Genomic DNA, 24,026 nt, shown 5'->3' with positions numbered 1-24,026 from the left:
GCGCGATGCAGACGGCCGTTTGAATCGTCCGTCCGGTGGCAAACTTCCATTGCCACCGCTGGCGCGCTACCTTATCTTGCGCGGGCGCACGCGGATCGGATCCAATTGCGCAGCCAAAGGCGCGAGCGTCTGCCTGGCCGGCTGCCGCGATCCGTTTCCATTTCCCGTACACCGATTGCCCAGGAGCGCAGCAATGCGAGAAGTTCCCGACCTGTCGTCCGTCTTTGGCGCCATGCACGGCCGCGTCACGGCGTGACCAGCTGCCGGCCTGGACCCTGCGCGCCGATCGCCTGCAACGGCTGCGGCGCCTGGTGACCGCGAACCAGGCCGCGATTGCCGCCGCGATCAATGAAGACTTCACCAACCGGCCGCGGCAGGAAACCGCGCTGCTGGAAGTGTTCCCGAGCGTGGCCGCCATCGATGATGCACTGCGCCACGGCAAGCGCTGGATGCGCGTGCGCCGCGCCGCCACCGGCTTCTGGTTCCGCCCGGGCCGCTCGCGCCTGGTGCCGCAGCCGCTGGGTGTGGTGGGCATCATGGTGCCCTGGAACTATCCGCTGTACCTGACGGTGGGGCCGCTGGCGGGCGCGCTGGCCGCGGGCAACCGCGCCATGGTGAAGCTGTCGGAATACACACCTCGCTTCGCGGCGCTGTTTGCGCAACTGGCACAGCAGGAATTCGCGCCGGACGAGATCGTGGTGGTCAACGGCGATGCCGAGGTCGCCAGCGCCTTTACCGCGCTGCCCTTCGACCACCTCCTGTTCACCGGCTCGACCGCGGTCGGCCACCATGTGATGCGCGCGGCGGCCGCCAACCTGACGCCGGTGACGCTGGAACTGGGCGGCAAGTCGCCGGCCATCGTCGGCGCCGGCGCGGACCTGGCGCGTGCGGTGGAGCGCATCCTGGTGGGCAAGCTGATGAACGCGGGCCAGACCTGCATCGCGCCGGACTATGTGCTGGTGCCGGAAGACCTGCGCGATGGCCTGGTGCAAGCCGCGCGGCAGTGCGTGAACCGGCTCTATCCCGACCTGGCGTGCAACCCGGACTACACCAGCATCATCAGCCCGCGCCACTTTGCGCGGCTGGCAGGGCTGGTTGACGAAGCGGCGGCGCAGGGCGCGATCGTGGTGCCGCTCTCGGACGCGCAACCCGACGCGCAGGCGCGCCGCCTGCCGCCGGTGCTGCTGCTGGATGCGCCCGAGGGCGTGACGGCGATGCGCGAGGAGATCTTCGGGCCGGTGCTGCCGGTGGTGACGTACCGCACGCTGGATGAAGCGGTCGACTACATCAATGCGCGCCCGCGCCCGCTTGCGCTTTATCTGTTCGAGCGCGACCGCGGCGCGATCGGCCATGTGATGCGCCAGACCGTTGCCGGCGGCGTCACCGTCAACGACACGTTGTTCCATATCGCCCAGGACGGGCTGCCGTTCGGCGGCGTCGGCGCCAGCGGCATGGGGGCCTATCACGGCCAGGCGGGCTTCGACACCTTTTCCAAGGTGAAGCCGGTGTTCCACCAGGCGGCGCTGAATGGCGCCGGCCTGCTCAAGCCGCCCTATGGCAAGACCTTCGAGACGATGCTGAAGCTGCTTCTGCGTTGATCAGGCGTTGATCACGCCTGATCAGGACACCAGCATCGGACGCCCGAGCATGCGCGACAGCACCGCCTCGGGCGAATGGGTGTGGTCGGAGATCGCCTGCGGTTCGAGGTAGATGGTCTGCTCCATCATCGCGCGCCCGCGCATGGCGGCGTGCAGCAGCTGGTCGCTGAACACGATCCAGGTCGAGCCCGGCGGGAAGTGGAATTCCTGCTGCGGCACATTGGCCTGGTAGTCCAGGTCGGCCTTGGCCAGGTCATGCAGCTGCAGCATGCGGTGGTCGTATTCCGAGCGCGTGCGCTTGGTGATATGCAGCAGCTTCATCAGCGCTGCCTGCCCCGGCCACAAGCTGTGCGTCTTGGGCACGAACTTCTGCGCAAAGTCGGCGAACGGCTCGCCCACGCGCCACACCCGCGGCGCGGCCGGGTCGATGTTGTGGAATACGCGCAGCAGGCGCTTGCCCAGCATCGGGTTGGACGGGAAGGAATCGACGTGCAGCCGGGTGTCGTCCTTGCGCCAGCTGACCGGGCGGCCGGCGATCTCGCTCGGGCGCAGCGAGGTGCCGGCGCGCGTCATGTGCGGCACGTACTCGGGGAAGAGCGTACTCACCAGCGCCTCGCTGCTGTCGGCGTAGCGGCGAATCAGCTTGTACAGGTCCGCCAGGTCCTGCTGGCTGCCCTGGGCGCCGCGCACCGCGGTGTCGTCGGCGCGCAGGTTGATGTTCTTGGACTTGCCGTCGGAATAGCGGCTGTCGAGAAAGCGCTCTTCGCCCGGCTCGAAGCGGAAATTCAGGTTCGGGAAGTACAGCACGGCGCCCTGCTCCAGCTCGCGGCGCAGCGTGGCACGCTCCTCGGCCGTGACCTGCGGCGCCCAGTCGGTGTAAGGCTGCGGGCGGATCAGGTTGAGCGTGCCGGCGGCAGCCGGGCGGCTCGGCGATGTGGCAGTGGCAAGGACAGGCGCTTCAGACATGGCATCCTCTGGGAACGGTCACCAGCAAGGGGATCGGCCGCCTGCGGCGGCGGGTCGGGAATGGCTGGATTTTACTCCCTGCGGCCCGCAGTGGCGGCGGCGCCACACATGGAGCCGACCGGGATCAAACCCACATGAAAAAACCCCGCGGGCCCTGGCGGGCCGGCGGGGCTTGCAGTGAAGGCGGGTACGGCTTACAGACCGGCCGCGGCGCGCAGGGCAGCCGCCTTGTCGGTGGCTTCCCACGAGAATTCCGGCTCTTCGCGGCCGAAGTGGCCGTAGGCAGCGGTCTTCTCGTAGATCGGGCGCAGCAGGTCCAGCATCTGCACGATGCCCTTCGGGCGCAGGTCGAAGTGTTCCTGCACCAGCTCGGCGATCTTGGCGTCGGGGATCTTGCCGGTGCCTTCGGTGTAGACCGTCACGTTGATCGGGCGGGCCACGCCGATGGCGTAGCTGACCTGCACCTGGCACTGGCGCGCCAGGCCCGAGGCCACCACGTTCTTGGCCACGTAGCGCGCGGCATAGGCGGCCGAGCGGTCGACCTTGGACGGGTCCTTGCCCGAGAACGCGCCACCGCCGTGCGGCGAAGCGCCGCCGTAGGTATCGACGATGATCTTGCGGCCGGTCAGGCCGCAATCGCCCTGCGGGCCGCCGATGACGAAGCGCCCGGTCGGGTTCACCAGGTACTTGGTTTCCTTCAGCATCTCGGCCGGCAGCACCGCCTTGATGATCTCCTCGATCACCGCTTCACGGATCTGGGCCTGGGTGATGTCCGGCGCATGCTGGGTCGACAGCACCACGGTATCCACGCTGTGCGGCTTGCCGTCGACATAGCGCACCGTGACCTGCGACTTGGCGTCCGGGCGCAGCCAGGGCAGGCGGCCGTCGCGGCGCAGCAGCGACTGGCGCTCGACCAGGCGGTGGGCGTAGTAGATCGGGAACGGCATCAGTTCCGGGGTCTCGTCGCAGGCGTAGCCGAACATCAGGCCCTGGTCGCCGGCACCCTGGTTCAGGTAGTCATCGGAGGCGCGGTCAACGCCCTGGGCGATGTCGGGCGATTGCTTGTCATAGGCGACCAGCACTGCGCAGCCCTTGTAGTCGATCCCGTACTCGGTATTGTCGTAGCCGATGCGCTTGATCGTGTCGCGCGCGATCTGGATGTAGTCGACGTTGGCGGTCGTGGTGATTTCCCCCGCCAGCACCACCAGACCGGTGTTGCAAAGCGTCTCGGCCGCCACACGCGCATACTTGTCCTGCGCCAGGATGGCGTCGAGGACGGCGTCGGAAATCTGGTCGGCGACCTTATCGGGATGGCCTTCGGAGACGGATTCCGAAGTAAAAAGGAAGTCGTTTGCCACGAACTTATTCTCCAGGTTGGCTATTGCGTGCCAGCCCGTTCGGTCCATGGCGGCGACGCTTTAGCGGTATTTCAAGCAGCCCGGTTAGAGCCGCATCGCCCCGCAAGTTGTCAGTTAACTCGGCGATACACGCTATTATACGCGCCTGCCGGGCTCTTGCAGCGCACCAACGGGACCAAAGCAACACTTCGCCGCTGGCCCCCGTGCTGGTCTCCCGATGACGGCACGCTGCGCGCGGAACTGAACACCGCAATCGAAAAAATCGCCTGTTTCCCGTCTGTTCCCCGGCGCAGACCTGGCACAGGCTTCCTTTTCGCGCCTGATGACCTTTCTTTTCTGGCTGATCTCCCGCCTTCCCCTACGCCTGCTGCAAGCCGTGGGCGGCGCACTCGGGCTTCTGGCGGGGCGCCTGCCCGGCCGCTACCGCCAGCGCCTCAGAGAAAACTTCCGCCTGGCGTTTCCGGACGCCACCGACGCGATGATCGACGAAGCCGCCCGCTCGGCGGGGCGCATGATCGTCGAGATGCCCTACTTCTGGAGTCGCCGCAAGATCGGCGCGAAGCTGTACGGCTTTGACGACGACATGTGGCCGGCCTTGGAGGCGCTGCAAGCGCGCGGCAAAGGCCTCATCATCCTGACGCCGCACCTGGGCTGCTTTGAAGTGCTGCCGCAGTCCCACGCATTGCTGCGCCCGGTCACCGCGTTGTTCAAGCCGCCGCACCAGCCCTGGCTGCGCGACTGGATCGAAAAGATGCGCACCCGCCCGAACCTGCATATGGCGCCGGCCACGCCGCGCGGGGTGCGCATGCTGGTCAAGGCCCTCAAGCGCGGCCAGGCGGTGGGCATCCTGCCCGACCAGGTGCCGACCGGCGGCGAGGGTCACTGGGCGCCATTCTTCGGCAAGCCGGCCTACACCATGGCGCTGGTGCACCGGATGCAACAGCTGACCCAGGCGCCGGTGGTGGCGGTGTTCGCCGAGCGGCTGCCGCGCGGCGCCGGCTACCGCGGCCATTTCCGCGTGCTCAACGACGGCGGCCTGCTGCCCGAGGATCCGACCCAGGCCGCCGCCGTGATCAACCGCAATATCGAGCAACTGGTGGCCATGGCGCCCACGCAGTACCTGTGGGGCTACAACCGCTACAAGCATCCGGCCGGGGCCGAACTGCCGCCTGACCCCACCACCAGCACCGCGACCAAGACGACCACTGATCCATCCCTTTCATGAGCCGCGTGTTCACCTGGCTCGGCATCGGCCTGCTGACGGTGCTGGGCAAACTGCCATATCCACTCGTTGCCCGCTTTGGCGAAGCGCTGGGCAGCCTGCTGTACGTGGTCCCGAGCAGCCGCCGGCGCGTGGTGCAGGCCAACCTGCGCCTGTGCTTCCCGGACAAGACCGAGGCCGAGATCGACGCGCTGTCGCGCGAAGGCTTTCGCATCCTGTTCCGCAGCTTTGCCGAGCGCGGCATCTTCTGGACCGGCAACGAGGCGCAGATGCGCCGCTGGGTGCAGATCGACGACCAGGCCGACCTGGTGGCGCTGGACGGCACTCCCCATATCCTGGTGACGCTACACCTGTCGGGCGTGGAGGCCGGCGCGATACGGCTGACCATCCACCTGCGCGAGCACGTGGGGCGCTCCGGCGCATCGCTCTATACCAAGCAGAAGAACGCCCTGTTCGACGGCTTCCTGAAGCACGCGCGCGGGCGCTTCGGCGCCAACATGATTGCGCGCAATGACAGCGCGCGCGACATCCTGCGCTGCCTGAAGAAGGGCGAGGCGCTGCAACTGATCGCCGACATGGACTTCGGCGAGCGCGATTCGGAGTTCGTGCCGTTCTTCGGCGTGCAGGCGCTGACGCTGACCTCGGTGTCGCGGCTGGCACGGCTGACCGGGGCCAGGGTGGTGCCGATCTATACCGAGATGCTGCCCGACTACCAGGGCTACGTGCTGCGCATCCTGCCGGCCTGGCAAGACTACCCCGGCGAAAGCGTCACCGACGACACGCGCCGCATGAACACCTTCTTCGAGGACTGCATCCGCCCGCGCGTGCCCGAGTACTACTGGGTGCACAAGCGCTTCAAGCACCGCCTGCCGGGCGAGCCCGAGATCTACTGAGCGCGCCGGCACGCCCTGCGCCCCACGACTACAATCCCCCTCATGAAACTCCAGTTCACCAAGATGCATGGCGCCGGCAACGACTTTGTCGTGCTCGACGGCATCGGCCAGCAGATCGACCTGACCCCCGCGCAGTGGCGCGCGCTCGCCAGCCGGCACTTCGGCGTGGGCGCCGACCAGATGCTGGTGGTCGAGAAACCCTCGCGCGCGGATGTCGACTTCCGCTACCGCATCTTCAATGCCGACGGCAGCGAGGTCGAGCACTGCGGCAACGGCGCGCGCTGCTTCGTGCGCTTTGTCACCGACAAGGGCATGACCGACAAGCGCTCGGTGCGCGTGGAGGTGATGAACGGCGTGATTACGCTGACGCTGCAGGACGACGGCCAGGTCACGGTCGACATGGGTGCGCCCGAGCTGGAACCGGCGCGCGTGCCGTTCCGTGCCGAAGGCCTGCCGACCCGCAGCCAAGGCGCCGACACGCTCTACGGCCTGGAAGTCAACGGCCGCACCGAATGGATCTCGGCCGTGTCGATGGGCAATCCGCACGCGGTGCAGGCGGTGGACGACGTGGAGAACTTCCCGGTGCTGCAGGACGGCCCGGTGTTGGAATACCACTCCGCCTTCCCCAACCGCGTCAACGCCGGCTTCATGCAGGTGGAAGACCGCCACACCATCCGGCTGCGCGTCTACGAGCGCGGCGCCGGCGAGACGCTGGCCTGCGGCACCGGCGCCTGCGCGGCGGTGGTGGCCGGCATCCGGCGCGGGCTGCTGGACTCGCCGGTGCGGGTGCACACCCACGGCGGCGAACTGACCATCGCCTGGGATGGCGGTTCGGAGCCGGTGCGCATGACCGGTCCGGCGACCACCGTGTTCGAAGGCAGCATTGACCTGGCAGCCCTGCCGGCCTGACCATAGGGGCTGCGCGCCCCTTTCCGTCCTCTCTTCCGCCTTACCGCCGACGGCAGCCGGCGGCGCGCCCAGTCCTTTTGATCTTGCAGGTCAGACCGATGGAGCGCCCCATGCCGCTGGACGATTTCCGAATTACTTCAGGCAAGCGATTCCGCCTTGCTGACTTCGACCCGGGCAGCAAGCCGCTCTCGTGCGGCAAGAAAGAGGAAGATCTCGCCCGCATCATCGAACTGAGCAACGCGCTCGACGCGCAGCAGGACATCTTCTATGCCGAGCACCGCCGCAAGCTGCTGGTGGTGCTGCAGGGCATGGACACCAGCGGCAAGGACGGCACCGTGCGCGGCGTGTTCCGCAGCTTCGATCCGCTGGGCATCCGCGTGGTGGGCTTCAAGGCCCCGTCGCCGGAAGAACTGGCGCGCGACTACCTGTGGCGCATCCACCTGCAAGTGCCCAAGGCGGGCGAAATCGTGGTGTTCAACCGCAGCCATTACGAAGACGTGCTGATCACGCGCGTGCACGGCTGGATCGACAATGCCGAATGCGAGCGCCGCTTCCGCCAGATCCGCGCGTTTGAGGCCATGCTGACCGAGACCGGTACCACCATCGTCAAGTGCTTCCTGCATATTTCGCGCGACGAGCAGAAGGCGCGGTTGGAGGCTCGCCTGGCGGATCCGGAGAAGCACTGGAAGTTCGATACCACCGACCTGGCCGAGCGCAAGCGCTGGAAGGCCTACATGGACGCCTACGAGGCGGCGATCCTGGCGACCAGCACGCCCGAATGCCCATGGTACGTGGTGCCGGCCGACTCCAAGACTCACCGCAACCTGATGGTGGCGGAAATCCTGACACAGGTGTTCGCAGAACTGAAACCCGCCTATCCGCCGCCGCGGCCCGAACTGGCGCAGGTGAAGGTCGAGTAGCGCGGCCGGCGCCGGCGCGGCTCAGCCGCCGTTGCCGCGGTGCACGTCGTGGGTGACGAAGGGATGCTCGCGGCTGGGCATGGCCAGCCATTGCGGGTGGCGCAGCGTCTGGCGGATATCGTCCAGCCCGCTGGTCCAGTGCTCATGCATGGTCAGCGAGCCGAACTGGTAATCCTTGGCCATGTTCTCGAACGACTTGTCGCGGTAGATCAGCTGGATCACGTTGCGGCGCGCGTCGCAGGCCTGCTCGGCGGCGCGCCGGTACCACGCGTTGTCGCGCTTTGCCTGCGGCACCAGCGCCATCACTTCATTGAGCATGCGGCGCATGTTCTGCTGCTCGCGCATGTAGTCCGTAATGGCGCGCGTGCGGCTGGAATAGCGGATGTCCTTCTCGCGCTCGGCCACGTCGATCAGGTCGTGCGGCAGCTTGCCGCGCGCGCTCCACAAGTCTACCTGGAAGATCAGCGCGTCGCGCCGCGGCTGCGCGGTCAGCACCTCGGCCAGCGGTGTGTTGGAGACCAGGCCGCCGTCCCAGTAGTACTCGCCATCGATTTCCACCGCCGGGAAGCCTGGTGGCAGCGCGCCCGAAGCCATGAAATGCTCGGGGCGGAGTTTGTCGCGGGTGTTGTCGAAATAGGCGAAATTGCCGGTGCGCACATTGACCGCGCCCACCGAAACACGCATCAGGTCGGGGCGGTGGTTGATCAGGTCGAAGTCGGCAAAGCGCTCCAGCGTCGCCTTCAGCGGCGTAGTGTCGTAGAAGCTGGCGCGGGTTGGCTCGGCATAGCGCGACAACAGCTCCGGCCAGCTGCGCGGCTGGAAGAAGCCGCGCTGGCCTTCGAACATCGCGCGCGCGGCGTGCAGGCCGTCGAACCAGATGCGCAGCGGCTCCGGCCAGGTTTCTGCATGATCGATCAGCCAGGTATGCGACAGGCTCGGCAGCCACGGCTGCGCGCAGATGTGCTCCCAGAAGGCGCACAGCTGCTCGACCCGGCGCTCCGGCGGATTGCCGGCGATCACCGCGGCATTGAGCGCGCCGATGGAGATGCCGGCGACCCAGTTCGGGTAGATGCCGCCCTCGGCCAGTCCCTGGTACACGCCGGCCTGGTAGGCGCCCAGCGCCCCGCCACCCTGCAGCACCAGCGCGCGCACGGCATAGGCTTCATGCGCGGGACGGTCCGGGGCCTTGGCGGCCTGGCGCACCGGCTTGCGCGGGCGCACTTGGGCGCCGCGCTCGGCGAGGGAATCGGCCTGGTTGCCGTTTTCAGCCTGGGCGGATGGCGTTGCCGCCTGCCCTGCCTTTTCTTGTTGCTCTTGCCGTTCCTGCCGCTCTTTTGCCGCCACGCCGCGCTCCCTGCCAGTTAGAAAGTCCGCCTGCCCCGCTATCCGATGATGGGACGCTGCTGTCAGCGCCCACCGCCATCAACGGCTTCAGACGCCGTAGCGCTGACGGTAGGCCGCCACCGCCTCGCGCGAGGCGGACAGCGCCGGATCCTGCGACGCATCGAGGTAGGCCAGCAAGTCCTTCAGGCTGGCGATCGCGATCACCGGGATGCCGAATTCACGCTGCACGTCCTGCACGGCGGAATGCGTGCCGACCTGCTCGGCGGTGCCGCTCTTCTCCATGCGGTCCAGCGCGATCAGCACCGCGGCGGGCTCGGCACCGGCGGCCCGGATCATGTTGACGGACTCGCGCACCGAGGTGCCGGCCGAAATCACGTCGTCGACGATGACGACCTTGCCCTGCAGCTTCGCGCCCACCAGCGTGCCGCCTTCGCCATGGTCCTTGGCTTCCTTGCGGTTGTAGGCGAAGCCGACGTCACGTCCCATGCCCGCCAGCGCCACTGCGGTGGCCGACGCCAGCGTGATGCCCTTGTAGGCCGGCCCGAACAGCACGTCGAACTGCACGCCCGAGCCCAGCAGGGTTTTCGCATAGAATTGCGCCACCTGGCCGAGCATCGCGCCCTGGTTGAACAGGCCGGCGTTGAAGAAGTACGGCGACTTGCGGCCAGCCTTGGTGACGAACTCGCCAAACGACAGCACGCCGGCATCGAGCGCAAAGCGGATAAAGGTCTGGCTGAGGTCGGCGCCCTCTTGCGTGCTTGCAGGCGTGTTCTGCGTCATCATTTCTCTCTGAATTCAAAATTTCCCGAGATGTTACGGATTATCAGCGCCAACCTCAACGGCATCCGCTCCGCGTCCAAGAAGGGCTTTTTCGACTGGATGGGCAAGCAGGACGCGGACATGGTCTGCGTGCAGGAACTGAAGGCGCAGGCCGCCGACATGACCGAAGCGTTCCTTGCGCCACATGGCTACCACGGTTATTTCCACTACGCCGAGAAGAAGGGCTACAGCGGCGTGGGCCTATATACGCGCCACAAGCCTGAGCGTGTGGTCACCGGCTTCGGCAATACGGAATTCGACAGCGAAGGCCGCTATGTCGAAGTGCAGTATCCGCACCTGGCGGTGATATCGGTGTACGTGCCGTCCGGCTCCAGCAGCGAGGAGCGCCAGCAGGCCAAGTTCCGCTTCATGGAATCGTTCCTGCCACACCTGCTGCAACTGAAGGCGAGCGGGCGCGAGATCGTGCTGTGCGGCGACGTCAACATCGCGCACAAGGAAATCGATATCAAGAACTGGAAGGGCAACCTGAAGAACTCAGGCTTCCTGCCGGAAGAGCGTGCATGGATCGGCGAGCTGTTCGACACCCACGGCTATGTCGACGTGTTCCGCAGGCTGGACCCGCGCCCGGACCAGTACACGTGGTGGAGCAACCGCGGGCAGGCCTATGCCAAGAACGTGGGGTGGCGCATCGACTATCACCTGGCCACGCCGAAGCTCGCCGAGACCGCGCATATCTGCTCGATCTACAAGGACGAAAAGTTCAGCGATCACGCGCCGCTGTCGATCGATTACGACTATCCGCTCTGAGCGGTTGCCATCAAGCCGCCCGGACTTCTTCAAGCAGCTCCGGGTGGCGGTCGAGCAGCTTCAGCAGCTTGACCAGCGCCAGCGGCGGCTTGGTCTTGCCGGTTTCATAGCGCGAGAACGCGTTGACGCCGCCGCCAAAGATCTCGGCGGCTTCGCGCTGGTCGAGGCGGAGCTTCTTGCGCACGCCGGTGATGTAGGCCGGATCGACGAACGCGGCATTCACCTGCCGGCTGAACGCGTTCATCAGTTTCATCACCCGGTCGCTTTCCTGCCAGTCGGTCACGGACTCACCGCAGGCCGGGCAGGACTGTCCGCGCACTTTTTCTAGCACGGTGGTTTCGCCGCGATAGGTGTAAGGGATGTCGCGGACATCGGCCAGCAGTTCGGCCGCGCCGCATTCGGGGCATTTCACTGCACAGCTCCTTTCATCGCGCCTTGAACGACACGACCAGCAGGCCTTCGGTCACCGTCAGCTTCAGGTACACCCCGCCATACCGCGTAACCGGACGGTAGACGTCCTGCCAGACGGTGTGGTCGGCGTAAGTGGGCCGGACGCAGCGCGCCGATTACCTCGGCCAGCCCTGCCATGTCCAGCCCCAGCGCCACGGCCCCATCGCGGGCGGTTCGCGTGACCGTGACCCGCCGTGCTGCCAGAAGCTCCCGCACCCGCCACAGCGAGTAATGCGCCGTCCCCTTCTCCATGCAAATTAACCTACTTGGTTATATTCTGCAAGCGCCGAACTGTGCCAGATCGCAATATTCCAACCGGTGCAAACCCTGCGACCCGCCCCCATCCCCGCTACAATGCAGGGTCCCCACCGGGTCCGGCAGGGGACATTTCGCATATCCCGCGCATATCCCGCATTTCATTGAGCGAGTCCGCCATGGTTTTCAAAGTGTTCGTCGATGGTCAGGAAGGCACCACCGGTCTCCGGCTGCTTGACTATCTTTCCGGTCGTCCCGACGTGGAACTGCTGCGCATTGCCGATGACAAGCGCAAGGACCCGGCCGAGCGAGCACGCTTCCTGAACGCCGCCGACGTTGCCTTCCTGTGCCTGCCCGACGTGGCCTCGCGCGAGGCGGTGTCGCTGGTGACCAACCCGAATACCTGCGTGATCGACGCCAGCACGGCGTTCCGCACCTCCGACAACTGGGCCTACGGCCTGCCCGAACTGGTGCGCGGCCAGCGCGAGAAGATCCGCGCCAGCAAGCGCATCGCGGTGCCGGGCTGCCACGCCAGCGCCTTCGTGATGGCGGTGCGCCCGCTGGTGGATGCCGGCGTGCTGCCGCCGGACTACCCGGTGTCGGCGTTCTCCCTGACCGGCTACAGCGGCGGCGGCAAGAAGATGATTGCCGACTTCGAAGCCGGCGGTAACCCGAAGCTGCACAGCCCGCGCCCCTACGCGCTCGCGCTGCAGCACAAGCACCTGCCCGAGATGCGCGTGCAGGGCGGCCTGTCGCAGGACCCGATCTTCAACCCGATCGTCGGCAACTTCCTCAAGGGCCTGGCGGTGACGGTGCCGGTCTTCGGCGAGCGCCTGGCGCGCAAGGTAAGCCCGGAGCAGATCGTCGAGATCTACCGCAAGCACTATGAGGGCGAGCAGTTCGTGCGCGTGCTGCCGTACAACAGCGAAGAGAACCTCGACGACGGCTTCTTCGACGTGCAGGCCAACAACGACACCAACCGTGTCGACCTGTTCGTGTTCGGCACGCCCGAGCGCCTGAACCTGGTTGCCCGCCTGGACAACCTGGGCAAGGGCGCGGCCGGTGCGGCGGTGCAGTGCATGAACGTGCATGTGGGCGCCGATGAGGCCACGGGTCTGAGCGCCTGAAGCGGCGGCAACCCTGAACGAGAAAAGCCGGCAATGCCGGCTTTTTTCTTTTGCAGCGGAATGCGCCTCAGCGCTTCAGCGGCTTCTGCCGGTCGTCGTCGCCGCTGTCCACTGGCGCATCGCCCAGGCCCGCCATATTGGCGCGGTACGGCGGCAGCTTGTCCACCGTCGAGTTGATCGCGCGCGCGTAGAGCGGGAGCACCTCGGGCAGGTGCTTTTCCAGGTCGGCGATGCGGCTGCGCCCGGAAGGGTGCGTGGACAGGAACTCGGCGCCGGACTGCGACACCTTGCCCATTTTCTGCCACAGCGTGATCGCTGCGCGCGGGTCGAAGCCTGCCCGCGCGGCAACATCCATGCCGATCAGGTCCGCTTCGGATTCATCCGCGCGCGAGAAGCGCAGCGTCAGCAGGTGCGCGCCGGTGCCCAGCGCCATATTGCCCAGGTTGCCGAAGCCGAACAGCTGGGAAATCACGTTGGCGCCCAGGTTGGTGATCTCGGACTTGGCGGCGCGCTCGCGCGCGTGCTCCTGCAGCGCGTGGGCGATCTCGTGGCCCATCACCATCGCGACCTCGTCGTCGGTGAGCTTGAGCTGGTCGAGCAGCCCGGTATAGACGGCGATCTTGCCGCCGGGCATGCAAAAGGCATTGACCTGCTTGGAGCCGATCAGGTTGACCTCCCACTGCCACTGGCGCGCGCGCTCGTTCCAGCGCACGGTATGCGGCAGCAGCCGCTTGCCGATGGCGCGCAGGCGGATCAGCTGCGGGTTGTTGTCGGCGGCCAGTGCATGCTTGGCGATGGCCTCCTGCTTGAGCTGTTCGTACTCCTGCGTGGCCTGCTGCTCGATGGCCTCGGCCGGCACGATGTTGCGCACCGCCGAGCCGCCGCGGTTGAGCCGGATGCCGTCGGCATCGCCTTCCTGCGCCGGCGCGGGCTGGCTCCAGGCCATGGGCAACGCCACCGCGGCCAGCGCCAGCGCGCGGGCCAGCCGGGTACGGGCGGGACGCTGAACACCTTGCAAGCGGCGGAGCATGTGCGGTTCCTCGGGCGCAGTCAGGAAGCGGAAAAGCCCGCCGCGCAGTGCCGCATGTGGCGGCGAGGCGGACGGGTGATGCAATAATACACGGCGCCCGCGCAGCCGCGCGGCGCCACACGCCTGCCCCGTTCATGACTTTCCAATCGTATCTCGACATCTTCCGCAACCGCCGCATTGGCGCCATGCTGGCGCTGGGCTTCGCCTCCGGGCTGCCGCTGGCGCTGACTTCCGGCACCTTGCAGGCGTGGATGACGGTCGAGGGGCTGGATATCAAGACCATCGGCTTCTTCTCGCTGGTCGGGCAGGCCTATATCTTCAAGTTCCTGTGGGCGCCGCTGATGGACCGCTACACGCCGCCGCTGATGGGGCGCCGGCGCGGCTGGCTGCTGGTGACGCAGGTGGGCCTGGTGCTGGGCATTGCCGCCATGGCCTTCTGCCCGCCGCGCGAGGCGTTGTGGACACTGGCGGCGTTGGCCACGCTGGTGGCCTTCCTGTCGGCCTCGCAGGACATCGTCTTCGATGCCTACAGCACCGACGTGCTGCGCCCCGCCGAGCGCGGCGCCGGTGCGGCGGTCAAGGTGCTGGGCTACCGGCTGGCGATGCTGGTCTCGGGCGGCCTGGCGCTGTGGCTGGCCGACCGCGTGCTCGGCTGGCAGCAGACCTACCTGCTGATGGCGGCGCTGATGGGCGTGGGTATCGTCACCCTGCTGTGGGCCCCCGAACCGGACGTGCCGGCGCGCGCGCCGCGCACGCTGGAAGAGGCCATACTCGGCCCGCTGCGCGACTTCTTTGCGCGCCCGGGCGCATGGTGGCTGCTGCTGCTGATCGTGCTGTACAAGCTCGGCGACGCCTTTGCCGGCAGCCTGTCGACCACCTTCCTGATCCGCGGCGTGGGCTTCTCGGCGGGCGAGGTCGGCATCGTCAACAAGACCCTCGGGCTGGCCGCCACCATCATCGGCGCGCTGTTCGGCGGCACGCTGATGGTGCGGCTGGGGCTGTACCGCTCGCTGATGCTGTTCGGCATGCTGCAGGCGGTGTCGAACCTGGGCTACTGGATCCTGGCGGTGACGCCGGCGCACCTGTGGACCATGGGCGCGACCATCGCCGTGGAGAACCTGTGCGGCGGCATGGGCACGGCGGCCTTCGTGGCGCTGCTGATGACGCTGTGCAACCGCTCGTTCTCGGCGACGCAGTACGCGCTGCTGTCGGCATTGGCTTCGGTGGGCCGGGTCTATGTGGGCCCCACCTCCGGCTATATGGTCGAGGCCTGGGGCTGGGCGCCGTTCTACCTCGGCACGGTGGCGGTGGCGCTGCCGGGCGTGATGCTGCTCTGGGTCATGCGCAACACCGTGCACCGCTACGAGGCCCAGGCGCGCGAAGCGATCGCCTGAGCCTTATTCCTTGTAGTAGACGATCTGGTGCGAACTGGCGATCAGCTCGCCGGCCGGGCTCCACAGCTGCGCGCGCTGGTCGAAGAAGCCCTGGCGGAACACCTGCGCCTGCGCGCTGGCCAGCACGTGGCTGTCGCCCAGCGCCGCCAGCGTCTGCGCATCGGCATGGAAATAGGTGGTCATCGACACCGTGCCGGCCGGCACGAAGCCCGCGCGCTTGAGGAAGATGCGCGGGTAGAAGCTGTCCGCCCACGCCGCCACCGCGGCGAAGTCTGGCGTGCGTGCCGGCGCATCGCGCAACCAGAACTGCGTCAGGCTGTCCGGGTGCTCGGTGCCGGGCTCGGCGGTCGGCTTGGCGCCGCGCACCGGGCGCATGTCGTAGGATTTGAGCCAGCGCACCGGCGCAAACCCGCCCATGGCCGGCAGCGTGTCGGCGGCCGGGACCTCCGGCATCACCGCCTCGCCGCAGTCCCAGGTCTCGCGGCGCACGGCAAACATGGCGGTGGCGGTGGTGGCCACACCATCGCCCTGGCGCAGTTCCAGGGTCCAGTGCTGAGTCGAGCGGTTGGTGCGCACCGGGCGCGCCTCGATCTCGAACGGTCCTTCGGCGATCGGTCCGGCAAAGTTGACGGTCAGCGAAACCGGGTCGCCCAGCCGCTGCGGATGGTCCAGCGCCGCCTGCAGCAGCGTGGCGGCGGTGATGCCGCCGAACGGACCGATCATGTTCCAGTACGCCGGCGTGGTGCGGCCGAGGAAACGGTGCTCGCCGGCGGCCTCCAGCGCGATCGCATCGTCAAAGGAATGGAGCGCAGCAGGAGCGGCGGCAGTCTGGGGAGCGATAGCTGACATGGCGATGGGGGCGAATAGCACGATCGTTCGATGAGCTGCCTACACTAGCCGTAGTCAGACATTTGGTCAACACGATCATGCATCAGGCGCCCGTCCAGCGTCCTCGGGGTGCCGCATCAGCCCTCCGCCCGCCGCCGCAGCGGCAGGCTCCAGCCCAACTGGTTGGCGATCACGCCCAGCAGCACCAGCGCCATGCCGGCGACCTGCAGCGGGCCCAGCACCACGTCGAACACCAGCACGTCGATCACGATCGCCACCAGCGGGTAGATGAAGGACAGCGTCGCGATCGACACCACGTTGAGCCGCTGGAAGGCGCCATACAGCAGTGTGTACATCACGCCGGTATGGACCAGCCCCAGCGCCAGCAGCGCGGCCCAGGTGCCAGCGTCGTAGCTGCCTGCCGCGGGATGGGCCAGCGGCGCCAGCATCATCACGCCCAGCACCATCTGCAGCCCGGCGATCTGGCCAGGAGGGATCGCCTGCAGCCGGCGCGTGGCCAGGGTCGTCACCGCGTACAGCAGCGCGGCCAGCAGGCCCAGGCCGATGCCGGCCAGCATCGCCGCGCCGGTGGCGCCGTGCTCGAGCCCGGTGATCAGCATTACACCGGCAAAGGCCAGCACCAGCCACGGCAGCCGCGCGAACGGGAACGGCTCGCGCTGGACCACCGAGGTCAGCAACAGCAGGAAGAACGGCTGGGTGTGATAGACCACGGTGGCAATGGCGATGCCGCTGTAAGCGTACGCCGAGAACAGCGCCAGCCAGTTGAGCACCAGCGTGACACCGCCCAGCACCAGCCAGCCGAGCTGCGCGCGGGTCATCCGCACCCAGCCGCGCTGCAGCGTCAGCACGCCCAGCAGCGCCGCGCCGCCGAACAGGCAGCGGAAGAACACCACATCGAGCGGCGCCTGGCCGCTGGTGACCACGAACCAGCCGATGGTGCCGGACAGCAGCATGGCCGCGACCATGCGCCAGGCGCCGCCTGGCAAGGGTTGTTGGGAGGGCATGAGGGACTCCGCTCAGAGTGATGGCCGCATTGTTCCACCATGCAATCCGCTCAACAATCCCGTCTCAGCTCAATTAGTATTTGATCTGAAGTCAAAGAATGAGGACGTGCGATGCTGGATGCACCACTTAATGCGATGGCCGTATTTGCGCGCGTGGTCGAGTGCGGCAGCTTCTCGGCCGCCGCGCAGGACCTCGGCATGACCCCGTCGGCGGTCAGCCGCCACGTGTCGCGGCTGGAAGCGACGCTGGGCGCGAGCCTGCTGCAGCGGACCACGCGCGCCTTTGCGCTGACCGAGCTGGGCCAGTCGGTCTATGCCGCCTGCGCACGCATGACCGCCGCCGCGCGCGAGGTCACCGCGCTGGCCGGCGAGCACGGCGGTACGCCGCACGGAGTGCTGCGCGTCAGCGCCCCGGTTTCGTTCGGGCAAGCCTGGCTGGCGCCGCGGTTGCCGGCGCTGCTTGCCAGGTACCCGGGGCTGGACCTGCAGCTGACGCTGGCCGACCGCATGGTCGACCTGGTCGAGGAAGGCCTGGACGTGGCCGTGCGCATCGCCCGCGAACTGGCGCCAGGGCTGGCCGCGCGGCCGCTGCGCGAGGTGCGCTACCGGCTGGTGGCCTCGCCCGGCCACCTGGACCGCCACGGCACCCCGGCCACGCCCGCCGAACTGGCGGCCGCGCGCTGCCTCTACCTCGGCTACGGCAACTTCGGCGAACGCTGGACCATGCGCCGCCAGGCCGGCGGCGAGACCGTGGTGGTGCGCATCCCGCCGCGCCTGACGCTGAACAACAGCCTGGCGATCATGACCATGGTGGAGCGCGATGCCGGCATCGGGCTGGTGCCGGACTTCTCGCTGGGCAGCGCCCTCGAGGATGGCCGCGTGGTGACAGTGCTGCCGGACTGGGACATCCTCGAGCCCTACATCGGCACCGCCTACGCGGTGTATACGCCGACGCGGCACGTGCCGCCCAAGGCGCGGGCCTTTGTCGACCACCTCGCCGCGACCGCCGGCGACGCGCCGGTCTAGCTGAGCCTCACCCCTTGCCGAGGACCCGCCGCAGCAACCACAGCATGGCCTCGCGCACGCGTGCTGCATCGGCGCCCGCCTCGATCTCCAATGCCGCGCGGTCGAACGCCGCCGACAGCAGCGGCGCTAGCGCGCGCACTGCCATGTCGCACCGCTGGCCGACACCCGCGGTATCCAGCCCCTCGCGCAGCGTGCGGGCGGCGTTGGCCTCGTCCAGCGCCAGCGTTTCGCGCAGCCCCAGCGCCGCCGGCCCCTCCACCAGCAGCAGCCGCGTGCGGCCCGGCACGGTCATCGCATCCAGGTAGGCCTGCGCGCCGGCGATCAGGGCCTCGGCAGGGTCCTGCCCATCGGGCGTGGCCGCCTCGATATCGGCGGCGACCGCCGCCGCTTCCTCGGCCAGCACGTGCCGGAACAGGTCGCGCTTGTCGGCGAAATGGTGGTACAGCGCGCCGCGCGTGATGCCGGCGGCGGCGCAGACGTCAGGCGTCGAAGTCTCGCCATAGCCGCGGCTGACGAACAGCGTGCGCGCGGCATCGAGCAGCGCCTGCCGGGTTGCCTCGGTACGTTCTCGGTTCGAGCGGGCCACGCATTTCCTCCTTGCATACATGCAGCCTGTATCTTAATATCAATTTACATACAGTCTGCATGTATCTAACAACCGAAAGGAGCGGCATCGTGAAAGTCACCAGCTACTACCCCGTCATCATGACCGGCGACGTTGCCGGCACGGCCGCGTTCTACCAGCGCCACTTCGGCTTCGTGGCCCTCTTCACCAGCGACTGGTACGTACACCTGCAGCTAGCGGACGACCCGGCGGTCAACCTGGCGGTGCTGGACGGCAGCCACGAGACCATCCCCGCTCTGGCGCGCGGCCAGTGCGCGAAGGGCTTGCTGCTGAATTTTGAAGTGGAAGACCCCGATGCGATCCATGACCGCCTGCGGGCGGCCGGGCTGCCAATCCTGCTGCCGCTGCGCGACGAGGCTTTCGGGCAGCGCCATTTCATCACCGCCGACCCCAACGGCGTGCTGATCGACATCATCAAGCCGATCCCGCCGTCGGGAGAATTTGCGGCGCAGTACGAGGCCGGCGCGCTGCCGGGCTGAAGCCGATGGGCCCCGCTCAGGCCGCGCAGACCCGGTACACCGCCAGGCTGCCGCGCCAGTTGACGCCCCAGCTGACGGTCACGCCCTCGTGCATCACCACGCGGTCGATCACGCGCAGCCCGACCTTGGGCGCGAGCGCCTCGAAGTCGCTGATGGTCAGCACGCGCACGTTGGGCGTGTTGTACCACTGGTAAGGCAGCGACTCCGACACCGGCATGCGCCCGCGGAACACCGACAGCCGGTGCGGCCAGTAGCCAAAGTTCGGGAACGAGACGATGCACTCGCGCCCCACCCGCAGCGTGTCGCGCAGCACCTGCGCGGTGTTGTGGATGGTCTGCAGCGTCTGCGACAGGATCACGGTGTCGAAGCTCTTGTCCTCGAACAGCGCCAGCCCGCCCTCCAGGTTTTGCTGGATGACATGCACGCCCTTCTGCGCGCACGCCAGCACGCCTTCGTCGCGGATCTCGATGCCGTAGGCCTGCACATCGAGTTCGTCCTGCAGCACGCGCAGCAGGCTGCCGTCGCCGCAGCCCAGGTCGAGCACCGTGGAATTGGGTTCGATCCAGCGCGCGATCGCGCGGAAGTCGGGGCGCAGCGCCAGGATATTGGGATTGGCCAGGGCGTTCATGCGCCGATCTCCTCTGCGATACGGTCGTAATAGGCGCGCATCAGGTTGTGATAGCGCGGGTCGTCGAGCAGGAAGGCGTCGTGACCATGCGGCGCGTCGATCTCGGCGTACGAGACCGGGCGCTTGTTGTCCAGCAGCGCCTTGACCAGTTCGCGGCTGCGGCTGGGCGCGAAGCGCCAGTCGGTGCCAAAGCTCGCCACCAGGAAGCTGGCCTGGGTCTGCGCGATGGCGCGCGTCAGGTCGCCGCCGTAGGCCAGCGCCGGGTCGAAGTAGTCGAGCGCTCGCGTAATCAGCAGGTAGGTGTTGGCGTCGAAGTACTCGGCGAACTTGTCGCCCTGGTAGCGCAGGTAGCTCTCCACCTGGAACTCGACATCGAACGAGAAGCGGATGTCGTCGGTCTTGAGCTCGCGGCCGAATTTCTCGGCCATGTCCTCGTCCGACAGGTAGGTGATATGGCCGATCATGCGGGCCACGCGCAGGCCGCGCTTGGGCTTGACGCCATGCGCGTAGTAGTTGCCGCCGTGGAAGTCGGGGTCGGACAGGATGGCGCTGCGCGCGACCTCGTTGAAGGCAATGTTCTGCGCCGACAGCTTGGGCGTGGATGCGACCACGATGCAGTGGCGCAGCCGGTCCGGGTACATCAGGCTCCAGGCCACCGCCTGCATGCCGCCGAGGCTGCCGCCCATCACTGCGGCGAACTGCGTGATGCCGAACGCGTCGGCCACGCGCGCCTGCGCGTTGACCCAGTCTTCCACCGTCACCACCGGGAAGCTCGCGCCATAGGGCTGGCCGGTGGCGGGGTTCACGCTCATCGGTCCGGTCGAGCCAAAACACGAGCCCAGGTTGTTGACGCCGATGACGAAGAAGCGGTTGGTATCGAGCGGCTTGCCGGGGCCGACCATGTTGTCCCACCAGCCCACGTCGCGCGGGTCGTCAGCATAGACGCCGGCCACATGGTGCGAGGCATTGAGCGCGTGGCAGACCAGCACCGCGTTGGAGCGGGCCGCATTGAGCGTGCCGTAGGTCTCGACCATCAGGTCGTAGCCGGCGATGGACGTGCCGTTGCGCAGCTTCAGCGGCTCGGCGAAATGCATGCGCTGCGGCGTGACCACGCCGACCGAATCGGGCGGCAGGGCGAGCGCGCTGGGCGCGGCAGACGGCAGGGCGACATCAGTCATGGAATCCGGGCCCGTGGCGAACGGGCATAAAAAAACCCGACCGGCATTTGCGTATGCAGCATCGCAGCCAAGTCGGGATTCACTGGATTCCTTGCGGGATTCCGCGTGCCGGCGCCATCCATTGCAGTGGTGACATGGGGCGCCGACCCAACCTCTTTAGCCGCATTTATAGTGGCAACCCGGACCTTGGTCCCTTGGCTGCCGCGCGCCCGCAAGCCAGTCATCAAATCGGCGCGACCGGGCAATTATAGAGCAATCGGCCCGGCATGTTGTTTTCAGCCCAGCAAGACCCTCAGGTGCGCCTCGACATGGTCCGACGGCGACTTGCGGAAGCCGCTCTTGGCATAGCGGTGCCACTGGCCCTGCACCGCCGCCATGATCAGCGCGGCGCGTGCCGGGATATCGGCGTCCGCGGGGAACGCGGCCTGTGTCACCGCCACCTTCAGGCACTGGCGCAGCGAGGCCTCGATGCGGTCCACCACCTGGTTGATGCGTTCCTGCAGGCGTTCGTGCTCACCCACCAGCGCCTCGCCGGTCAGCACGCGCGTCATGCCCGGGTTCTTCTCGGCGAACGACAGCAGCATGCGCACAATCGCATGGACCTGGCGCAGGCCATGCTCTTCCTTGTCGGCGATCTGGTTGATCAGGCCGAACACGGTCTGCTCGATAAAGCCGATCAGGCCCTCGTACATCTGCGCCTTGCTGGCGAAGTGGCGATACAGGGCCGCCTCGGACACGTTCAGGCGCGCGGCCAGCGCGGCGGTGGTGATCTTTTCCCCGCGCGGGTGTTCCAGCATGGTGGCCAGCGTCTGCAGGATCTGCACGCGGCGCTCGCCCGGGCGCGGGCGCTTGCGCACGGGCGCGGCCGGCGCCTGTTCGCCCGCCGGCATGTCGATGTCCTCGGCCCTGCCTGAAATGACAGCCTCCGGCTGGTCCCCGTTGCTCTGCGTCATGACCCGGTTCTCCGCATTCGTCGTTTGAGTTGATGCATGGATTGTACTTTTATGTCCACATAGGCCGGCCGGTTCGGCACGCGGGCACGTACGCGCGGCACGTTGTCGGGCTGCGCCTGCGGCGCCTGGGTCTCTGCCGCCACCAGCGTGACCGACTGCTCCTGCGCGGCGTGGCCGACATGGCGCCGGTCCTCGGCCTCCAGCGTGGAGCGTACCGCGGCATCGCGCCGGCTGCCGTCGTCGCGCGCCGCAGTGGACACAGCAAGCGCCTCGTGCGGGCGCGACGGCGCGATCGTGCGCAGGTAGCCGGTCACCCATGCCGTGCGGATACCGGTGCCCGCATAGCGCTTCAGGTGCGACACGGTGTCTTCCACCAGCACCGCGCGATGGGGCGCGATGCCCGTCTGCACCAGCAACCGGCGCAGCATGCGCCGGTCCGGCTTGGGCCGCAGGTGGCCGTGCACCCACATCTGCTCGATCGCCACCACGCGCTCGAAGCAATGGCGGATGCCGGCAATCTCCATCACCGCATGCGCATAGTCCTGCGGCGCATTGGTGACCAGGATCTTGCGCCCGGGCAGGCTCCGCAGGTGCGCGGCCAGCCCACGCCGCACGCGCACCATCTCGGCCAGCGCCGGGAATTCATGCGCGGCGCGCAGGAAGTCCGCGGGATCGACGCCATGGTGGCGGATCATGCCGAGCAGCGTGGCGCCGTAGCGCTGCCAGTAGTCCACGCGCACGCGGCTGGCGGTGGCCTCGTCGCAACCGAGCACGCGCGCCACGTAGGCGGTCATCAGCCGGTTGATGGCCGGGAAGATCGCGTGCGACGCGTCGTGCAGCGTGTTGTCGAGGTCGAACAGCCAGACCGTGCGGCCTGAGTTGTCGCCCGCCGGGCGGCGGCGCAGGCGAGCGCGGACACGGCGCGGAGGAGGAAGACTGGAAGGCACGCCGGACGACTCGGAGGATATGGGGGTGTTCCGGGGCGGCTGGTTGTGGCCAGGGCCGCCCCGGCGGCTCCGCTCAGTGCGAGCGGATCATGGTGCCGAACGCCTGCTCGGTCAGGATTTCCAGCAGCAGCGAATGCTCGATGCGGCCGTCCACGATGTGCACCGAATGCACACCGCTCTTGGCCGCATCCAGCGCCGACGAGATCTTCGGCAGCATGCCGCCCGAGATGGTGCCGTCGGCGAACAGCTCTTCGATCTCGCGCGCGGTCAGGTCGGTCAGCAGGTTGCCCTTCTTGTCCATCACGCCGGGGATGTTGGTCATCATCACCAGCTTCTCGGCCTTCAGGATCTCGGCCATCTTGCCGGCGACCACGTCGGCGTTGATGTTGTAGGCCTGGCCATCGTCGGAGAAGCCGATCGGCGAGATCACCGGGATAAAGGCATCGTCCTGCAGCGCCTTGACCACCGCCGGGTTGATCGCCTCGATATCGCCCACGTAGCCGATATCGATGAAGGCGCCCGGGTTCTCGCGATCCGGCATCTGCAGGCGCTTGGCGCGGATCAGGCCGCCGTCCTTGCCGGTCAGGCCCACGGCCTGGCCGCCGTACTGGTTGATCAGCATCACGATGTCCTGCTGGACTTCGCCGCCCAGCACCCACTCGACCACTTCCATGGTCTCTTCGTCGGTGACGCGCATGCCCTGCACGAAGGTGCCGACCTTGCCGACCTTCTTCAGCGCCTCATCGATCTGCGGGCCGCCGCCGTGCACCACCACCGGATTCATGCCGACCAGCTTCAGCAGGATCACGTCGCGCGCGAAGCCGTGCTTGAGCTTCTCTTCGGTCATGGCATTGCCGCCGTACTTGACCACGATGGTCTTGCCGTGGAACTTGCGGATATACGGCAGCGCCTCGGCGAGGATCTCGGCTTTCAGCGCGGGGGCAATGGCGGCCACCGTCGTTGCGGCAGGCCCGGGGTTGTCGGCGTTCATGGGGGACATCCGTGAGATTCAACAGGTATGATGGCTAATCGGCCGCGTACCCGGGGGAAACCAACGGGGATCGCCCGAAAGTGCGCCATCCGGCCACGGCAGGCGCCGATTTTACAAGAAACCGCGCGGGGCGCGAGCCTGCCGGCCCAAGCTGCGCGCGCAAGCCGCCGGCAAGCGCCCCACGGGGCACCAGACAGCGCGCCGGCGTTCCGTCCGCGCAACAGCCGCCCCGCACTCGGTCACCTGAGCCCGATCACTGTGCCCCGATCACTGTGCCCATTTGGCAAGCCACT

Annotated in this window: 24 protein-coding genes and 1 pseudogene; 10 read left to right on the top strand and 15 right to left on the bottom strand. The window is 67.5% G+C overall.

Going from position 1 to position 24,026, the window contains the following annotated elements:
• The first annotated feature begins 224 nt into the window (after nt 1–224).
• The gene (locus tag AC10V3_RS00925) at nt 225–1,598 is read left to right on the top strand and encodes a coniferyl aldehyde dehydrogenase (protein WP_490922965.1); all 1,374 of its coding nucleotides are present in this window, start codon (nt 225–227) and stop codon (nt 1,596–1,598) included.
• Nucleotides 1,599–1,619: 21 nt separating this feature from the next.
• On the opposite strand, the gene kdoO is transcribed toward AC10V3_RS00925, so the two are convergent.
• Both kdoO and metK read right to left on the bottom strand, forming a co-directional pair.
• Nucleotides 1,620–2,564 carry a Kdo hydroxylase KdoO gene (kdoO, locus tag AC10V3_RS00920; protein ID WP_022533289.1) on the bottom strand — a complete coding sequence of 315 codons (945 nt, stop codon included), beginning with the start codon at nt 2,562–2,564 and terminating at the stop codon, nt 1,620–1,622.
• A gap of 194 nt (nt 2,565–2,758) precedes the next feature.
• Complete coding sequence (gene metK / locus AC10V3_RS00915) at nt 2,759–3,922, bottom strand: methionine adenosyltransferase (protein WP_454751491.1); 1,164 nt, start codon at nt 3,920–3,922, stop codon at nt 2,759–2,761.
• 322 nt (nt 3,923–4,244) lie between these two features.
• On the opposite strand from metK, the gene AC10V3_RS00910 reads away from it, so the two are divergent.
• From AC10V3_RS00910 to AC10V3_RS00895, 4 genes are all read left to right on the top strand, one after another.
• On the top strand, nt 4,245–5,147 hold the full coding sequence (locus AC10V3_RS00910; protein WP_022533287.1) for a lysophospholipid acyltransferase family protein: 903 nt from the start codon (nt 4,245–4,247) through the stop codon (nt 5,145–5,147).
• The gene (locus tag AC10V3_RS00905) at nt 5,144–6,037 is read left to right on the top strand and encodes a lipid A biosynthesis lauroyl acyltransferase (RefSeq protein WP_022533286.1); all 894 of its coding nucleotides are present in this window, start codon (nt 5,144–5,146) and stop codon (nt 6,035–6,037) included. The genes AC10V3_RS00910 and AC10V3_RS00905 overlap by 4 nt, the downstream gene beginning before the upstream one ends.
• 42 nt (nt 6,038–6,079) lie before the next feature.
• Nucleotides 6,080–6,946, top strand: coding sequence for a diaminopimelate epimerase (dapF, locus tag AC10V3_RS00900; protein ID WP_022533285.1), 867 nt, complete (start codon nt 6,080–6,082; stop codon nt 6,944–6,946).
• Between the two features lie 110 nt (nt 6,947–7,056).
• Nucleotides 7,057–7,866 (top strand): polyphosphate kinase 2 family protein, encoded by an 810-nt coding sequence (locus AC10V3_RS00895; RefSeq protein WP_022533284.1) that lies wholly within the window; start codon nt 7,057–7,059, stop codon nt 7,864–7,866.
• Nucleotides 7,867–7,887: 21 nt separating this feature from the next.
• Here AC10V3_RS00895 and AC10V3_RS00890 read toward each other — a convergent pair whose 3' ends face one another.
• Together AC10V3_RS00890 and pyrE are read right to left on the bottom strand one after the other, a co-directional pair.
• On the bottom strand, nt 7,888–9,210 hold the full coding sequence (locus tag AC10V3_RS00890) for a patatin-like phospholipase family protein (protein WP_022533283.1): 1,323 nt from the start codon (nt 9,208–9,210) through the stop codon (nt 7,888–7,890).
• Nucleotides 9,211–9,297: 87 nt separating this feature from the next.
• Nucleotides 9,298–9,993 carry an orotate phosphoribosyltransferase gene (gene pyrE, locus AC10V3_RS00885; RefSeq protein WP_349604759.1) on the bottom strand — a complete coding sequence of 232 codons (696 nt, stop codon included), beginning with the start codon at nt 9,991–9,993 and terminating at the stop codon, nt 9,298–9,300.
• A gap of 27 nt (nt 9,994–10,020) precedes the next feature.
• Here pyrE and AC10V3_RS00880 point away from each other — a divergent pair, with 27 nt between their 5' ends.
• Nucleotides 10,021–10,797, top strand: a complete 777-nt coding sequence (locus AC10V3_RS00880; protein ID WP_022533281.1) for an exodeoxyribonuclease III — start codon at nt 10,021–10,023, stop codon at nt 10,795–10,797.
• A gap of 10 nt (nt 10,798–10,807) precedes the next feature.
• Here the strand turns inward: AC10V3_RS00880 and AC10V3_RS00875 are convergent, their stop codons facing one another.
• Complete coding sequence (locus tag AC10V3_RS00875; RefSeq protein WP_022533280.1) at nt 10,808–11,209, bottom strand: type II TA system antitoxin MqsA family protein; 402 nt, start codon at nt 11,207–11,209, stop codon at nt 10,808–10,810.
• 13 nt (nt 11,210–11,222) lie between these two features.
• A pseudogene (locus AC10V3_RS00870) lies at nt 11,223–11,499 on the bottom strand (type II toxin-antitoxin system MqsR family toxin).
• Nucleotides 11,500–11,681: 182 nt separating this feature from the next.
• On the opposite strand from AC10V3_RS00870, the gene argC reads away from it, so the two are divergent.
• Nucleotides 11,682–12,629, top strand: a complete 948-nt coding sequence (gene argC, locus AC10V3_RS00865) for an N-acetyl-gamma-glutamyl-phosphate reductase (RefSeq protein WP_022533279.1) — start codon at nt 11,682–11,684, stop codon at nt 12,627–12,629.
• Between the two features lie 67 nt (nt 12,630–12,696).
• Here the strand turns inward: argC and AC10V3_RS00860 are convergent, their stop codons facing one another.
• On the bottom strand, nt 12,697–13,659 hold the full coding sequence (locus tag AC10V3_RS00860; RefSeq protein ID WP_022533278.1) for a M48 family metallopeptidase: 963 nt from the start codon (nt 13,657–13,659) through the stop codon (nt 12,697–12,699).
• Between the two features lie 134 nt (nt 13,660–13,793).
• On the opposite strand from AC10V3_RS00860, the gene AC10V3_RS00855 reads away from it, so the two are divergent.
• Nucleotides 13,794–15,053: a muropeptide transporter gene (locus AC10V3_RS00855; protein WP_022533277.1), complete on the top strand. Its 1,260-nt coding sequence runs from the start codon at nt 13,794–13,796 to the stop codon at nt 15,051–15,053.
• A gap of 3 nt (nt 15,054–15,056) precedes the next feature.
• On the opposite strand, the gene AC10V3_RS00850 is transcribed toward AC10V3_RS00855, so the two are convergent.
• Together AC10V3_RS00850 and AC10V3_RS00845 are read right to left on the bottom strand one after the other, a co-directional pair.
• Nucleotides 15,057–15,902 (bottom strand): acyl-CoA thioesterase, encoded by an 846-nt coding sequence (locus AC10V3_RS00850; RefSeq protein ID WP_051369836.1) that lies wholly within the window; start codon nt 15,900–15,902, stop codon nt 15,057–15,059.
• Between the two features lie 116 nt (nt 15,903–16,018).
• Nucleotides 16,019–16,906, bottom strand: coding sequence for a DMT family transporter (locus AC10V3_RS00845; RefSeq protein ID WP_022533275.1), 888 nt, complete (start codon nt 16,904–16,906; stop codon nt 16,019–16,021).
• A gap of 111 nt (nt 16,907–17,017) precedes the next feature.
• On the opposite strand from AC10V3_RS00845, the gene AC10V3_RS00840 reads away from it, so the two are divergent.
• Nucleotides 17,018–17,932, top strand: a complete 915-nt coding sequence (locus tag AC10V3_RS00840; protein WP_490922960.1) for a LysR family transcriptional regulator — start codon at nt 17,018–17,020, stop codon at nt 17,930–17,932.
• A gap of 7 nt (nt 17,933–17,939) precedes the next feature.
• Here the strand turns inward: AC10V3_RS00840 and AC10V3_RS00835 are convergent, their stop codons facing one another.
• Nucleotides 17,940–18,539, bottom strand: a complete 600-nt coding sequence (locus AC10V3_RS00835) for a TetR/AcrR family transcriptional regulator (RefSeq protein WP_490922959.1) — start codon at nt 18,537–18,539, stop codon at nt 17,940–17,942.
• A gap of 68 nt (nt 18,540–18,607) precedes the next feature.
• On the opposite strand from AC10V3_RS00835, the gene AC10V3_RS00830 reads away from it, so the two are divergent.
• A complete protein-coding gene (locus tag AC10V3_RS00830; RefSeq protein ID WP_022533272.1) occupies nt 18,608–19,036 on the top strand; it encodes a VOC family protein in 429 nt (142 codons plus the stop codon).
• 16 nt (nt 19,037–19,052) lie between these two features.
• On the opposite strand, the gene metW is transcribed toward AC10V3_RS00830, so the two are convergent.
• From metW to argB, 5 genes are all read right to left on the bottom strand, one after another.
• Entirely contained in the window at nt 19,053–19,664 is a 612-nt protein-coding gene (gene metW / locus AC10V3_RS00825) for a methionine biosynthesis protein MetW (RefSeq protein WP_012351496.1), read from the bottom strand.
• Nucleotides 19,661–20,842 (bottom strand): homoserine O-succinyltransferase MetX, encoded by a 1,182-nt coding sequence (gene metX / locus AC10V3_RS00820; RefSeq protein ID WP_022533271.1) that lies wholly within the window; start codon nt 20,840–20,842, stop codon nt 19,661–19,663. Before metX ends, metW begins: the two co-directional genes overlap by 4 nt.
• A gap of 275 nt (nt 20,843–21,117) precedes the next feature.
• Nucleotides 21,118–21,795 (bottom strand): nucleoid occlusion factor SlmA, encoded by a 678-nt coding sequence (gene slmA / locus AC10V3_RS00815; RefSeq protein WP_022533270.1) that lies wholly within the window; start codon nt 21,793–21,795, stop codon nt 21,118–21,120.
• A complete protein-coding gene (locus AC10V3_RS00810) occupies nt 21,792–22,742 on the bottom strand; it encodes a pyrimidine 5'-nucleotidase (RefSeq protein ID WP_490922958.1) in 951 nt (316 codons plus the stop codon). The genes slmA and AC10V3_RS00810 overlap by 4 nt, the downstream gene beginning before the upstream one ends.
• Nucleotides 22,743–22,815: 73 nt before the next feature.
• The gene (gene argB / locus AC10V3_RS00805) at nt 22,816–23,733 is read right to left on the bottom strand and encodes an acetylglutamate kinase (protein WP_080745243.1); all 918 of its coding nucleotides are present in this window, start codon (nt 23,731–23,733) and stop codon (nt 22,816–22,818) included.
• Between the last annotated feature and the right edge of the window lie 293 nt (nt 23,734–24,026).

Source organism: Cupriavidus sp. PB-02, from assembly GCF_058252315.1.
Note: the sequence above shows the minus strand (reverse complement) of the source record. Positions and strands in the feature narration are given on the sequence as shown.

Excerpts from the sequence above, each read along its gene's own strand:
- kdoO (WP_022533289.1), bottom strand. The coding sequence starts at position 2,564 with ATGTCTGAAGCGCCTGTCCTTGCCACTGCCACATCGCCGAGCCGCCCG.
- AC10V3_RS00910 (WP_022533287.1), top strand. The coding sequence starts at position 4,245 with ATGACCTTTCTTTTCTGGCTGATCTCCCGCCTTCCCCTACGCCTGCTG.
- AC10V3_RS00905 (WP_022533286.1), top strand. The coding sequence starts at position 5,144 with ATGAGCCGCGTGTTCACCTGGCTCGGCATCGGCCTGCTGACGGTGCTG.
- dapF (WP_022533285.1), top strand. The coding sequence starts at position 6,080 with ATGAAACTCCAGTTCACCAAGATGCATGGCGCCGGCAACGACTTTGTC.
- AC10V3_RS00895 (WP_022533284.1), top strand. The coding sequence starts at position 7,057 with ATGCCGCTGGACGATTTCCGAATTACTTCAGGCAAGCGATTCCGCCTT.
- pyrE (WP_349604759.1), bottom strand. The coding sequence starts at position 9,993 with ATGATGACGCAGAACACGCCTGCAAGCACGCAAGAGGGCGCCGACCTC.
- AC10V3_RS00880 (WP_022533281.1), top strand. The coding sequence starts at position 10,021 with ATGTTACGGATTATCAGCGCCAACCTCAACGGCATCCGCTCCGCGTCC.
- argC (WP_022533279.1), top strand. The coding sequence starts at position 11,682 with ATGGTTTTCAAAGTGTTCGTCGATGGTCAGGAAGGCACCACCGGTCTC.
- AC10V3_RS00860 (WP_022533278.1), bottom strand. The coding sequence starts at position 13,659 with ATGCTCCGCCGCTTGCAAGGTGTTCAGCGTCCCGCCCGTACCCGGCTG.
- AC10V3_RS00855 (WP_022533277.1), top strand. The coding sequence starts at position 13,794 with ATGACTTTCCAATCGTATCTCGACATCTTCCGCAACCGCCGCATTGGC.
- AC10V3_RS00850 (WP_051369836.1), bottom strand. The coding sequence starts at position 15,902 with ATGTCAGCTATCGCTCCCCAGACTGCCGCCGCTCCTGCTGCGCTCCAT.
- AC10V3_RS00845 (WP_022533275.1), bottom strand. The coding sequence starts at position 16,906 with ATGCCCTCCCAACAACCCTTGCCAGGCGGCGCCTGGCGCATGGTCGCG.
- AC10V3_RS00840 (WP_490922960.1), top strand. The coding sequence starts at position 17,018 with ATGCTGGATGCACCACTTAATGCGATGGCCGTATTTGCGCGCGTGGTC.
- AC10V3_RS00835 (WP_490922959.1), bottom strand. The coding sequence starts at position 18,539 with ATGTATGCAAGGAGGAAATGCGTGGCCCGCTCGAACCGAGAACGTACC.
- metW (WP_012351496.1), bottom strand. The coding sequence starts at position 19,664 with ATGAACGCCCTGGCCAATCCCAATATCCTGGCGCTGCGCCCCGACTTC.
- metX (WP_022533271.1), bottom strand. The coding sequence starts at position 20,842 with ATGACTGATGTCGCCCTGCCGTCTGCCGCGCCCAGCGCGCTCGCCCTG.
- slmA (WP_022533270.1), bottom strand. The coding sequence starts at position 21,795 with ATGACGCAGAGCAACGGGGACCAGCCGGAGGCTGTCATTTCAGGCAGG.
- argB (WP_080745243.1), bottom strand. The coding sequence starts at position 23,733 with ATGAACGCCGACAACCCCGGGCCTGCCGCAACGACGGTGGCCGCCATT.